13 protein-coding genes are annotated in these 12,622 nt (G+C 67.1%); 9 read left to right on the forward strand and 4 right to left on the reverse strand.

Annotation, left to right across the window (positions count from 1 at the left end; all coding sequences use genetic code 11):
* Positions 1 to 2: 2 nt before the first annotated feature.
* Positions 3 to 836, reverse strand: coding sequence for a M23 family metallopeptidase (locus AB1346_00775; protein ID MEW6718960.1), 834 nt, complete (start codon positions 834 to 836; stop codon positions 3 to 5).
* A gap of 225 nt (positions 837 to 1,061) precedes the next feature.
* Here AB1346_00775 and pdhA point away from each other — a divergent pair, with 225 nt between their 5' ends.
* The 3 genes from pdhA to AB1346_00790 are packed head-to-tail and all read left to right on the forward strand — an operon-like array spanning position 1,062 to position 4,374.
* Positions 1,062 to 2,099, forward strand: coding sequence for a pyruvate dehydrogenase (acetyl-transferring) E1 component subunit alpha (pdhA, locus tag AB1346_00780; protein MEW6718961.1), 1,038 nt, complete (start codon positions 1,062 to 1,064; stop codon positions 2,097 to 2,099).
* Positions 2,077 to 3,048 (forward strand): alpha-ketoacid dehydrogenase subunit beta, encoded by a 972-nt coding sequence (locus tag AB1346_00785; protein ID MEW6718962.1) that lies wholly within the window; start codon positions 2,077 to 2,079, stop codon positions 3,046 to 3,048. The genes pdhA and AB1346_00785 overlap by 23 nt, the downstream gene beginning before the upstream one ends.
* Before the next feature lie 36 nt (positions 3,049 to 3,084).
* Complete coding sequence (locus tag AB1346_00790) at positions 3,085 to 4,374, forward strand: dihydrolipoamide acetyltransferase family protein (protein ID MEW6718963.1); 1,290 nt, start codon at positions 3,085 to 3,087, stop codon at positions 4,372 to 4,374.
* Here AB1346_00790 and AB1346_00795 read toward each other — a convergent pair.
* Positions 4,371 to 5,039, reverse strand: coding sequence for a MarC family NAAT transporter (locus AB1346_00795; GenBank protein MEW6718964.1), 669 nt, complete (start codon positions 5,037 to 5,039; stop codon positions 4,371 to 4,373). The genes AB1346_00790 and AB1346_00795 overlap by 4 nt on opposite strands.
* Positions 5,040 to 5,084: 45 nt before the next feature.
* Between AB1346_00795 and AB1346_00800 the strand changes: the two genes are divergently transcribed.
* Genes AB1346_00800 through AB1346_00810 form a run of 3 tightly spaced genes read left to right on the forward strand, consistent with a single transcriptional unit; the run spans position 5,085 to position 8,399 of the window.
* On the forward strand, positions 5,085 to 6,317 hold the full coding sequence (locus tag AB1346_00800; protein MEW6718965.1) for a homoserine O-acetyltransferase: 1,233 nt from the start codon (positions 5,085 to 5,087) through the stop codon (positions 6,315 to 6,317).
* Between the two features lie 25 nt (positions 6,318 to 6,342).
* Complete coding sequence (locus tag AB1346_00805) at positions 6,343 to 7,212, forward strand: OmpA family protein (GenBank protein MEW6718966.1); 870 nt, start codon at positions 6,343 to 6,345, stop codon at positions 7,210 to 7,212.
* Positions 7,209 to 8,399 carry an HD domain-containing protein gene (locus tag AB1346_00810; GenBank protein ID MEW6718967.1) on the forward strand — a complete coding sequence of 397 codons (1,191 nt, stop codon included), beginning with the start codon at positions 7,209 to 7,211 and terminating at the stop codon, positions 8,397 to 8,399. The genes AB1346_00805 and AB1346_00810 overlap by 4 nt, the downstream gene beginning before the upstream one ends.
* On the opposite strand, the gene AB1346_00815 is transcribed toward AB1346_00810, so the two are convergent.
* Positions 8,381 to 8,590 carry a hypothetical protein gene (locus AB1346_00815; GenBank protein ID MEW6718968.1) on the reverse strand — a complete coding sequence of 70 codons (210 nt, stop codon included), beginning with the start codon at positions 8,588 to 8,590 and terminating at the stop codon, positions 8,381 to 8,383. The two genes, AB1346_00810 and AB1346_00815, sit on opposite strands and share 19 nt — an antisense overlap.
* A gap of 277 nt (positions 8,591 to 8,867) precedes the next feature.
* Between AB1346_00815 and AB1346_00820 the strand changes: the two genes are divergently transcribed.
* Positions 8,868 to 9,626: a DNRLRE domain-containing protein gene (locus tag AB1346_00820; GenBank protein MEW6718969.1), complete on the forward strand. Its 759-nt coding sequence runs from the start codon at positions 8,868 to 8,870 to the stop codon at positions 9,624 to 9,626.
* On the opposite strand, the gene AB1346_00825 is transcribed toward AB1346_00820, so the two are convergent.
* The gene (locus AB1346_00825; protein MEW6718970.1) at positions 9,523 to 10,770 is read right to left on the reverse strand and encodes an AmpG family muropeptide MFS transporter; all 1,248 of its coding nucleotides are present in this window, start codon (positions 10,768 to 10,770) and stop codon (positions 9,523 to 9,525) included. The two genes, AB1346_00820 and AB1346_00825, sit on opposite strands and share 104 nt — an antisense overlap.
* Before the next feature lie 68 nt (positions 10,771 to 10,838).
* On the opposite strand from AB1346_00825, the gene AB1346_00830 reads away from it, so the two are divergent.
* A complete protein-coding gene (locus AB1346_00830) occupies positions 10,839 to 12,089 on the forward strand; it encodes a P-loop NTPase (GenBank protein ID MEW6718971.1) in 1,251 nt (416 codons plus the stop codon).
* Positions 12,089 to 12,622 (forward strand): hypothetical protein (locus AB1346_00835; GenBank protein ID MEW6718972.1); only part of this gene is annotated, 534 nt, incomplete at its 3' end. The genes AB1346_00830 and AB1346_00835, both read left to right, overlap by 1 nt.

Raw genomic sequence — 12,622 nt, forward strand, 5'->3', positions numbered from 1 at the left:
GCTCATTCCCCGAGGTAGCCGGCCGGGTCGGCGGGGCGGCCGTTCCTCCAGACCTCGTAATGCACGTGCGGCCCGGTGGACAGCCCCGTGGACCCGGAAAAAGCGATCGTCTCCCGCCGGGCGACGCGCTGCCCGACCCGCACCGTCGCCTCCCGGTTGTGCGCGTACGCCGTCCGGAACCCGCGCCCGTGCTCCAGCACCACCACGGTGCCGCCGTTCTCCGTCCAGCCGGCGAAGCTGACGATCCCGTCGGCCGTCGCCTTCACTTCGGTGCCGGCCGGGACGGAGATGTCCACCCCGGTGTGGAGCCGGCTCTCTTCGCTCACCGGATGGCGGCGGATCCCGTAGGAGGAGGAGACCGGGCCGGGAGCCGGCGGTCCCGACGGCGTGGCGCGGTACAGGTCCCTCTGGTCGCGGAGGTAGGTGCGGATGTCCGCGACCGACCGCATCGCGCCGTCGATCCGCCCCCGGAGCGTCTCCAGGTCGAAGGAGCCGGAATCCGGGAGATCCTCCGACTCGAGAACGGCGGTCTTCGATTTCAGGCCGAACAGCTTCCGGAAATCCCGCTCCGCCTGCCGCAGGGAAATCACGACATGCTCCATTTCCCGGAACCGGGAAGAGAGGTACGAGACCCTCTCCTGCATCCGGCGATACTCCGCCGCATGGACCGCCACCGACAGGACGTAAGAGGTTCCGGCGAGGAAAAGAAATACGGAAGCGAGGACCGCCAGCGCGGGCACCCGTATGCTGACGGGCTTTTCCCCGGCGTGGGGGACCATCAGGATGGTGACGGGGGTGAGCAGCCGCTTGAGGAACGCTTCCGAACGGTTCTTCATGGCGGTTTCCTCCCTGACGAACCGATCGTTCTCCCGCAATTTGCATACCAGGGAAAAGAAGCGGACAACTCCCTGATATTCAAGGAGCCGGCGATCCGCCGGGCCGCGGACGGCTTCCAATTTCGAAACCGCCCCCGCCTCGATGACGATATTGAAGCGCGCGGCTTCCGAACGAATTCCGGCAAAAGCGCATCATAATGGGCGAATGGGCATAGGAGGCAGCGAATGAACGCGACGACAGGAACGGTTCGGCCCGCGCCGGCCCGTAAGGAAAGCGCCCCCGACCGGCCGGAATCGATGGACATGTACCGGAAGATGCTCCTCATCCGGCGGTTCGAGGAGCGGGCGGAGGAAGCGTACGGGCGGGGGAAGATCGGCGGCTTCCTCCACCTGTACATCGGGGAGGAGGCGATCGCCGTCGGCGCCATGGCGGCGCTGCGTCCCGACGACGACGTGATCACGCATTACCGCGACCACGGCTACGTGCTTGCGCGCGGCGTCGACCCGAAGGCGATCATGGCGGAACTGTACGGGAAGTCGACCGGCGTCTCGAAGGGGAAGGGCGGCTCGATGCACCTGGCGGACCTCGAGCGCCACGTCTGGGGCGGGTACGCCATCGTCGGCGGGCACGTTCCGATGGCGGCCGGCTTGGCGCTGGCGAATCAGTACCGGAACGAGCCGCGCGTCGTGGCCTGCTTCATGGGCGAAGGCGCGACCAACATCGGGGCGTTCTTCGCAGGCCTCAACATGGCCGCGGTCTGGAAGGTGCCGATGATCGCGATCGTCGAGAACAACCGGTACGGCATGGGGACCCCGGTAGAGCGGGCCTCCGCGGTCGTGGAGATTCATCAGAAGGCGGCTGCGTTCGGCATCCCCGGCCTGCGGATCGACGGGAACGACCTCCTGGCCGTGCGCGACGCCGTGCGGGAGGCTGCCGATGCCGCGCGCGCCGGGGGCGGGCCGCGCCTGCTCGAGATGACGACGTACAGGTTGCGGGGCCACTCGATGGGCGACCCGCAGCGGTACCGGACGAAGGAGGAGGTCGAGGAGGCGAAGCCGCGCGACCCGATCCTGCGCTGGCGGAAGGTCCTGCTGGAGACCGGCGCCGCGAAGGAGGATGAACTGGAGGGGATCGCGGAGGAGATCGAGGCCGTCGTCGAAGAGTCGATCCGTTTCGCGGAGGAAAGCCCCGATCCCGATCCGTCCGCGCTGTGCGCCGACGTGCTGGCGGAGGAGAGCCATGGCCCTGAAAACGTATCGTGACGCGGTGCGGGAAGCTCTCCGGGAGGAGATGGCGCGCGACCCCAACGTCATCATCTTAGGGGAGGAGGTCGGCGTGTGGGGAGGGACCTACGCGGTCACGCGCGGCCTCCACGAGGAGTTCGGCGCGAAGCGGGTCATCGACACGCCGATCGCGGAGGCGGCCATCGTCGGCGCGGCGGTGGGAGCGGCGATGGGCGGCCTGCGGCCGGTGGCCGAGCTGATGACGGTCAACTTCAGCCTGGTGGCGATGGACCAGATCGTCAACAGCGCGGCGAAGATCCGCTACATGTTCGGGGGGCAGGCGAAGGTGCCGCTGGTCATCCGCACTCCCGCGGGGTGGGGGCAGCTCGCGGCGACCCACTCGCAGTTCTTCGAGGCCTGGTTCGCCCACGTTCCCGGACTTACCGTCGTGATGCCTGCGACGCCGTACGACGCCAAGGGGCTGCTCAAGAGCGCGATCCGTTCGGAGAATCCGGTAATGTTCATCGAGCACTTCCGTCTGTATGGCGTGAAGGGGGAGGTGCCGGACGGCGAGTATACCCTGCCGATAGGCGTATCGGAGGTCAAGCGCGCCGGGAAGGACGTCACGATCGTCACGTATTCCCGGATGCTCCACACGTCGCTGGCGGCGGCGGAGACGCTGTCGAAGGATGGGATCGAGTGCGAGGTGGTCGACCTGCGCACGCTGCGCCCCCTCGACATGCGGGCGGTGTACGAATCGGTGAAGAAGACGCACCGGGCGCTGATCGTCGAGGAGGACTGGACGACGCTCGGCATGGGCGCGGAGATCGCCGCGCGGATCGGCCGCGACCGGTTCGACGACCTCGACGCGCCGGTGGAGCGGCTCGGCCAGGTCGAGGTGCCGATGCCGTACGCGAAGAACCTCGAGGAGATGATGTTCCCCGACGAGAAGCTGGTGATCGACAGGGTGAAAACGATGTTGGCTTGATCTCAAAATCTCTGAAAACGCATGGGGAGGTGGCGCATGCCGATCGACGTGATCATGCCCTCGCTGGGATTCGACATGAAGGAAGGCACCCTGTCGCGATGGCTGGTCAAGGAAGGGGAGCGGGTCGAGAAGGGGCAGGCCATCGCCGAGATCGAGACGGAGAAGGCGACCGTGGAGATCGAGGCGGCCGTGTCGGGAGCGATCACCCGGATCGCCGTCGAGGCCGGACGGACCGTCCCGGTGGGGACGGTGATCGGGACGATCGGCGCCGCGGGCGAGAAGGCCCCGGAGAAGAAAGCGCCCCCGCCTGCGTCCCCGGATTCCGGGGCGCCTGCAGAGGCGCCTCCGGCGGAAGCACCTCCCGCGGCATCTGCCGCGCCTCCCGCGCCCGAGGCTCCCTCCGAAAAGCCGCCCGCAGCCCCTCCGGCCGCGGAGCCCGCCCCCGCCGGGGAGCGGGTGAAGGCGTCTCCGGTGGCGAGAAAGAAGGCCGAGGAATCCGGAATCGACCTGTCCGGGGTCAAGGGCTCCGGCCCCGGCGGCCGCATATTGGAGCGCGACGTCGAGGCGGCGATCGCGGCGGAGGGAACGGCGGCTCCGGCCGCGCCGCCCGCGGCGGACTCCGCGGCGCCCGCCGTCCAGGCGGGGGAGACCGTCGCCCTCAACCGGATCCGCCAGGCGACCGCCCGCCGGATGGTCGAGAGCAAGACGACGGCCCCCCATTTCTACGTCACCGTCGAGATCGACATGGACGAGGCGACCCGGATGCGGGAGCAGCTCAACCGCATCGCCCCCGCGGACGGGAAGGTGTCGGTCAACGACTTCGTCGTCGCGGCGGCCGCCCGTGCGCTGGCGCGGTACCCGTCCCTGAACGCCTCCTGGCGCGACGGCTCCGTCGAGATCCATCCCCGCGTCAACATCGGCATCGCGGTGGCGCTGGAGGACGGACTCATCACCCCGGTGCTGCGCGACGCGGACGGGAAAACGCTGAAGGCGATCGCGGCGGAGTCGAAGGCGCTGGCCGAACGGGCCCGTTCGGGAAAGCTTCGCCCGGAAGACGTCGGGTTCGGCACGTTCACCGTGTCGAACCTGGGCATGTTCGACGTGGACGAGTTCACCGCCATCATCAACCCGCCCGAGGCGGCGATCCTGGCGGTGGGGGCGGTGGTACGGCGCCCCGTCGCGGCGGGGGACGGGGTGCGGGTCGCGGCGGTCATGAAGGCCACGCTGTCGGTCGACCACCGGGTGGCGGACGGCGCCCAGGCGGGCCGCTTCCTGCAGGAGCTCCGGAAGCTCCTGGAGAACCCGGTCAACCTGCTGACCGGCTAGGCCGGCAGGAAGAACTGCTGGATCCCGGAGGCGATGTACTGCACTCCGATGCAGATCAGCAGGAACCCCATGAACCGCTTGATCGACTCGATCCCGTGGTCCCCCAAAAGCCGCGCGATCCGGTTGGAGGAGCGCAGGACGAGCCAGCAGATCAACCCCACCGTCGCGATCGAGGCGACGGCGGTACCGATGCCAAGGGCCTTAACGGCGATGCCGCGGATGGCGAAGAGCTTCGTCGATTCGGTGATGACGAGGGCGATCGACCCGGGGCCGCTCAAGGAGGGCATGGCCAGCGGGATCAGGGCGATGTCCATCGTCCCCTGCCCGCCGAGCGGGTCGGACACGGTGCTCGCCTCCGGCCCGGGGAAGAGCATGCGCAGCCCGATGATGGAGATGACCAGCCCTCCGGCGATGCGCAGCGCCTCGAGGGAGATCCCGAAGAATTCGATGACCAGGCTTCCCACGAGCAGCGACCCGATGAGGATCGTCGCGGCGTAGAACGACGACCTGCGCGCCTCCCGCGCCCTCGTTTCCGGGCTCCCCCCCGGCGTCAAAGCGAGCAACAGCGGGATCGTGCTGAACGGATTGACGATCGGCAGGATCTTCACGACGCCGAGGAAATACATCTCCAGGAAATACCGGATCGACAAAGCCGTCTGCTCCATGCCCGCCCCTCCCGTTCCCCTCATCATACTGGTATCATGGGCTTCATGAAACCGCCCGTTCCTCCCGGCTCCGTGGGATTCGTGGAGCCGAAGCGCTTCACGTTCGCCGAGCCTCCCCGCGAGATGCCGCTCGACGTCGGCGGAAAGCTCGGCCCCGTCACCCTCGCCTACGAGACCTACGGAAAGCTCAACCGCGACAGGAGCAACGCCGTCCTCGTGCTGCACGCCTTCTCGGGGAGCGCCCACGCGGCGGGGTACCACGCGGGGCAGGACCCGAAGAAGGACAAGCCGGGGTGGTGGGACTTCCTCATCGGGCCGGGGAAGGCGCTCGACACCGATAAGCACTTCGTGATCTGCCCGAACGTGATCGGAAGCTGCTACGGCAGCACCGGACCCTCCTCGACCGACCCGGAGACCGGCCGCCCCTACGGCCTGGCCTTTCCCGTCGTCACCATCGGCGACATGGTGAGGGCGCAGCGCCACCTCGTCGACCACCTCGGCATCCGGAAGCTGCTCTCGGTCGTCGGGGGATCGATGGGCGGGATGCAGGCGCTCCAGTGGGCGATCGCCTATCCGGACCGGGTGGCCTCCGCCATCCCCATCGCCACCACGGCGCGGCACTCGCCGCAGCAGATCGCCTTCAACCACGTCGGGCGGGCGGCGATCCTGTCGGACCGCGACTTCCACGCCGGCGACTACTACGACCAGGGGGTCGTCCCCGAGCGGGGGCTGGCCGTGGCGCGGATGGTGGGGTTCATCACCTATCTGTCGGACCGGAAGATGCAAGAGAAGTTCGGGAGGGCGCGGCAGCTCCGGACCCGCGGGCCGGGGAAGATCCGGCACTGGGAGCCGTGGACGATCGGATACCACTCCGCGGTCGAGTTCCAGGTGGAGAGCTACCTGAAGCACCAGGGCGACGTGTTCGTCTTCGACCGGAAGTTCGACGCGAACTCATACCTGAGCATCACCAAGGCGATCGACATCTTCGACCTGCACGGCCCGTCGGGCGGCCTGGAGGAGGCGTTTTCCGGCGTGAAGGCGAAGTTCCTGATCGTCTCGTTCGACACCGACTGGCTGTACCCGACGTACCAGTCCCACGAGATCCGCAACGCCCTGATGCGGAACGGGCTCGCCGTGGCCTGCATCGAGCTCGAAACGATCCACGGGCACGACGCGTTCCTGCTGGAATACGAGAAGCCGCCGGAGGGAGGAAAGCCCGGCGTGAAGAACAAGATCGCCGGGGTGGTCCGGGATTTCCTGGCGAATGTCGCTCCCTGATTCGGGGGGAGCCGGGAGGCCGACGATGAAGCGAAATGCCGCTCTGACGGTCCTGGCCGCGGTCCTGGCCGCGGCGCTGTCTTCCTGCACCGTGATGAAGAGCACCTACCAGAAGAAGTCGGACGAGGTGGACGCGCTCGCGCGCCGGTACGCCGACCTGGAGGCCCGGTACGCGGAGCTTTCCGCGGAGAACGCCGCCCTCAAGACGAAGGGCGACCGGCTGGCGGCCGATCTTGCATACGTCACCGATCAGCGGGATAAGGTGGCGCGCGACAAGGAGGAGCTGAATGCGCTCCTCAAGGCGCGCTCGGACGCCCTCTCGCAGAACGTCTACGAGCTGCGCGGGAAGGTGGAGGCCCTCGAGGCCGAGAACGCGCGGCTCGAAAAGGAGAACGCGCAGCTCGCGAAGGCGAAGGAGGAGCAGGTCCGCAAGGTCAGCACCACCTACGAGGACCTCCTCGAGAAGATGAAGACCGAGATCGCGCAGGGGCAGGTGACCATCTCGGAGCTGAAAGGGAAGCTCACGGTGAACATGGTCGACTCCATCCTCTTCGAATCGGGCCGGGCCGAGGTGAAGAAGGCGGGCGGGGAGATCCTGCGGAAGGTCGTCCCTGCCCTCAAGGGGGTCGAGGACAAGTCCATCCGCATCGAGGGGCACACCGACAACGTGCAGATCTCCGCCGCCCTGGCGAGCCGCTACCCGACGAACTGGGAGCTGTCCGCGGCCCGGGCGATCAACGTGACCCGGTTCCTGCAGGAACAGGGGCTGGACCCCGCCCGGCTTTCGGCGGTCGGCTACGGCGAATGGAAGCCGGTGGCCGACAACTCCACTCCCGAGGGGAGGGCGAAGAACCGCCGGATCGAGATCAACCTGGTGGAGCGCGACCAGCGATGATCCGCAAGGCGCTGCTGCTGAAGCTGCTGGACGCCGCCTACATGCAGCGGTGGAACGACAAGATCCGCCCGGTCGAGCTGATCGAGCTCGACAAGCAGGCCCACAAGATGATCATCGCCCATTTCCTCGCCCGCTTCGAGGAGGAGGGAGGAAGCCCCGTCTCCTGGCAGAAGCTGATCGAGGCGGGGATCTTCGAGCTGCTCCAGCGGATCGTCATCACCGACCTGAAACCCCAGATCTACTACAAGATCAAGGCGGACGCGAAGAAGTACAAGCAGCTCAACGACTGGGTGTACGGGGAGCTGCGCCCGGTCATCTCCCCCCTCGGGAAGCCGTTCTGCCGACGGTACCAGGACCACTTCGGCGACGGGGATGAAGGGATCGAGCGGCGGATCCTGAGCGCGGCGCACTTCTATGCCACCCGCTGGGAGTTCCGGATCGTCGAGCGGGCCAATCCCGGCGGGTACGAGATCGACGACATCCGGGCCGAGCTCGACCGGAAGGTCGGAGGGTTCGGCGACCTGAAGGGGATCGCGCTCCTGTCGGAGGAGCGGCGCTACCGCAACTTCATCGACCTGTGCGGGCAGCTACGGTTCCAGACCCGCTGGGCCCACCTCCACAGGATTCCGAAGACCTCGGTCCTCGGGCACTCCCTGTACGTGGCGATCCTTTCCTACCTGTTCTCGCTCGAGATCAAGGCGTGCGCGCGGCGCTGCGTGAACAACTTCCTCACGGGGCTGTTCCACGACCTTCCGGAGGTCCTCACGCGCGACATCATCTCCCCCGTGAAGCGTTCCGTGGAGGGGCTGTCCGAGCTGATCAAGGGATACGAGAAGGAGATGCTCGACAAGGAGGTGTACGGGCTGCTGCCGGAAAGCTGGCACGCCGACTTCCGGATGTTCGCCGAGCACGAGTTCGACAACTTCGTCACCGTGGACGGGAAGGTGACGCCTGCGGCGGCGGCCGAGATCCACGAGAAGTACAACGACGACGCCTTCAACCCGAAGGACGGGGAGCTCGTCAAGCGGGCCGACCACCTGGCCGCATTCGTCGAGGCGTACGCGGGGATCCGCAACGGCAGCATCAGCCAGGACCTGCAGTACGCCAAGGGGAACATCCTCCGCCAGGAGCAGGACGCGCAGTACCTCGGGCTCAACTTCGGGGAGATCTACTCCGACTTCGACTGACCCGGCGCGAACACGCCGCGGCCCGACAGCGCGTCGACGGTATCGACCGCGTTTCTTCCCCACAAGGCGTCCACCGGGACGATCTCCTGCACGACGGGGGTGACGATCGGTGCGACGGGCTTCGGGTTCTTCCCCTCGACGAGGTTCGCGAGGAGCCCCGCCGCACACAGGCGGCACGAAGGCGATCGCACTTCCGAAGGGCGCGATTTCCTCGCCCGGGCGGCCTTTCCGGGGACATTACACGATGCGGAAGGGTTGTTGTCGGTGGCGTCTTATTGTGGGAAAAACATTACCGATCATGGCGCATCCTGTTCACAGTCAAAACGGTACTCCGAAAAGGTCCTGTCGATTAATGCATTAGATTCATAAGGATTTTATTTTGGCTATCGGTCGGCGTGAAAATTGCTTTTTCCTTTTAATAACTGGACATTTGGGGTGGTAGGATTTCTCGATAAAGGGGGGCCGGGAATGGGGAACTCCAAGGCGCTTGTCGTGCTCGCGACGATCCTGTCGATGGCGGCAATCGGGCTGGCCGGGCCGGGCGAAGGCGAGGCGGCCCTGCTGATGCCGTCCGATGATGCGATGGCATGGGAGTTTCATTCAAACCAGGTCACCGGAGCATACAACTGGCACGGCGTCGGATATGATTACGCAACAGGATATCAGGAACACACCTATTTCAAGTTCGACCTGGCGGACTACGCGGGACAGGCCATCGTCGGAGCCTCGCTGCGCGTTTACATAGTCGATCTATACAATTCCAATTTCAATATCTCGCTCCACCACGTGGCGTCGGACGCCTGGAACGAGGAAACGCTCACCTGGAGCAACAGGCCCGCATACGACAGCCCGGTCCTCGACCGCAAGGCCGCGACCGTCGAGGGGGGATGGTATGAATGGAACCTGTTTGCGGAGTCCGCATGGAGCCCGGCGGCCGACGTGAGCGACGGCTATCTGTCCCTTCTCCTGAGGTGCGAAACGGAATCGGGACCCGGTTCGTGGTCCGCGATCTCCTGGAGCAAGGAGCAGGCGGGTTCCGCGCCTTATCTGTCGATCGAGGCGTCCGTGGTGCCGCTTCCGCCGTCGATCCTGCTGTTCGGCTCGGGACTGCTGGGCACGATCTTCATCGCCCGCCGGAGGCCCCGCAGGCAGGACTGGGCGACCTCCACCGGTCGTACATCAGCAGGAGCAGCAGTCCCGGGATCGCGGCCAGCGCCGAGACGATGAAGTAGGCCGGCCACCCGTACGTCCCGGCGAGGACGCCCGTGGGCGCGCCGACGACCACGCGGGTGACCGCCATCAGGCTGGTCAGCAGCGCGTACTGCGTGGCCGTGAACCGCCGGTCGCACAGGCTCATCAGGAAAGCGGCGTACGCCGCCGTCCCCATCCCGCTGCACAGGTTCTCGATTCCGATCGCCGCCACCATCATCGGGTAGTGGTACCCCAGCTTCGCCAGCGCGTAGAAGGTCAGCGTCGACACGGACTGCAGAATCCCGAAGATCCAAAGCGACGCCTTCATCCCCTCCTTCGCCACGACGGCGCCGCCCGCCAGGGTGCCGAGGATCGTGGCGGCCATGCCGAGCCCCTTCGTAACGGCCCCGATGTCGGTCTTCGTGAACCCCAGCTCGAGAAGGAACGGCGTGGTCAGCGCGGTGGCCATCACGACGTCGAGCTTGTAGAAGACGATGAACGACAGGATCCCGACGGCGCCCGGGCGGCCGAAGAACTCGAGGAACGGCTCGACGACCGCCTCCCGCAGCGACCGTGGCCGTTTCGGCGGAAGCTCCGGCTCGGGGGAGAGCAGCGACGCGGCCATCCCGACGGCCAGCGATCCCGCCATGAGGAGGTAGACGAGCCGCCAGGGCATCCGGTCGGCGAGGATCAGCGCGACCGCTCCCGAAGTGAGCATCGCGATCCGGTAGCCGAGGATGTGCACCCCCGCCCCCGGTCCCAGCTCCTCCGGGAGGAGGATCTCCGTGCGGTAGGCGTCCACGACGATGTCCTGGCTTGCAGAGCAGAAGGCGACGAGGAAGGCGAGCAGCGCCAGGATCCCCGGGTGCGCCTTCGGCTGGGAGAACGCCATCGCGGCGACGGCGGCGAAGAGGGCCGCCTGCGTCAACAGCATCCACCCGCGCCGCCGGCCCAGGAACGGCGGGACGAAGCGGTCCATGAGAGGGGACCACAGGAACTTGACGGCATACGGCAGCCCAACGAGCGAGAAGACGCCGATCACGGCCAGGTCGACCTTCTCCGTCGCCATCCACGCCTGGAGGGTGGTCCCGGTCAGCGCGAGCGGGATCCCGGAGGAGAATCCGAGGAGAAGGACGAAGAAGATGCGCCGGTTGGCGAACGAATCCAGGAGCGCGGACATGGGATGTATCCTATCACCGCGTCGCGGCGATTCTTGTCTGGAATCCCTTCCGGTATTACCATCAACGGATGGAGAATTTCCACGGCGTCATCTGCGCGGTCGGCGGCGGGAAGGGGGGCGTGGGCAAGAGCCTGGTCGCCGCCAACACCGCCTGCGCGCTCGCGCTCGAAGGGTACGAGGTCATCCTCCTCGACGCCGACCTCGCGGGCGCCAACGTCCACACACTCTTCGGGATCAAGCACCCGCCGCTGACGCTGAACGAGTTCGTCGGGAGGACGGTCGGGACGATCGATGACGTGCTGGTCCCGACCGCGGTGAAGAACCTGCACCTCGTCTGCGGCGCCACCGATTTCATCGACCTCGCCAACCCGGGGCACGCCCGCAAGCAGCGGATCCTTCGGGCGGTCGGCAGGCTGCCGGCCGATTACATCGTGGTCGACATCGGCGCCGGCGCCACCTTCAACAACCTCGATTTCTTCAACATGGCGGACATCGGCATCCTGGTGACCACGCCGGAGCCTACCGCCATCCTGAGCGGGTACGAGTTCCTGAAGCTGGCCGTCCGGAGGAAGCTCCTTTCGGCCTGCGCCGCGCCGGGAATCCGGGAGCCGCTGGCGGCGCTCCTCGGAGGGACGGGAACCGGGAAGGTCCGGAAGATCGGCGAGGTCGTGGAGTCGATGAAGGAGGTCGATCCGGCCGTCTCGAAGAGGATCACGGATCTGATCGGCGAGCTGAACCTCGGGCTTGTCATCAACAATACGACGGATTCCGTGGGGCGGACGGTGCACCGGGCGCTCGCGGGCATCGCCATGCAGTACCTCCAGCTTCCGCTTCCCCTCCTCGGCTGCATCCCGCGGAGCGCGGAGATCGAACGGTCGGTCCGGACGATGACGCCCGTCATGGTCTCCGGTCCAGCGGCCGCCGCCGAACCCTACCGGGAGATCGCCCGGCGGATCGTGGCGTCCGGCTCCGCGGGCGGAGACGACGATGCCGGGGAAGGCCGGTCCGCCATGCCGGCCGCGCCCCATCCGTCCATGCCGGCGGCCGGCTCCCTGTTGTGCCTGAACGATGTGGCCGCCCGCGACGGCCGGAACCTCCATGTCCAGACGGAGGACCTTGGCCCCGGGAAGGGAAGCGTCCAGACGCTCGTGTTCCTCGACGGGCGCATCGTCTTCTCGAAGGAGAACCGTTACGCGGACCTCGGGATCGAGGAGGCGTCGCGCGAAGCGGTCGGAGAAAAGGTCCGCTGGCAGCACCAGGGGATCCTGTCCGGAATCCGGGCCGGCAGGCTCGACCGGCTGTTCTCGGGGAAGGAATGATGGGGGCCCGGACCGCGCGGCGGCTTCTCCTCGCCCTGTCGGCGGCGCTGCTGCTTGCCGCCTGCCCGACCGTCGACCTGTCCGATTTCGGGCCGGGCGGCTCCGGCGACCGGGACGGGACGGCGATCGGTCCGATCGCCGGATTCGGCGGCATCCGTGTCGCCGGGACGGAGTTCGCCGACAACGCCTCCGTCGCGGTGGTCGACGACCGGGGACGGGGAATCGCAAGTCTCCGGGAAGGGATGTCGGTCACCGTCCTCGGTACGATCGGAGGGAACTTCCTCACCGGCGCCATGACCGAGGTTGCGATCGAGCGGGAGGTGCGGGGCCCCGTCGACGATAACGGCGTGGCGCTCGACAACGCCGCGATCCGCGTCCTCGGACAGACGGTCCTCGCCACGCCGGCGGCCTCCATCGTGAACGCGTTCGGCGACGAGATCGCGCTTTCGACCCTCAAAGGGATGCTCGACGACGGCTTTCGGCCCGGCCTGGAGGTCCACGGCGCGGTCGAGGACAACGGGGTCGTCCACGCC

The sequence above is a fragment of the Thermodesulfobacteriota bacterium genome, from assembly GCA_040758155.1.
Classification (GTDB): domain Bacteria; phylum Desulfobacterota; class Deferrimicrobia; order Deferrimicrobiales; family Deferrimicrobiaceae; genus UBA2219.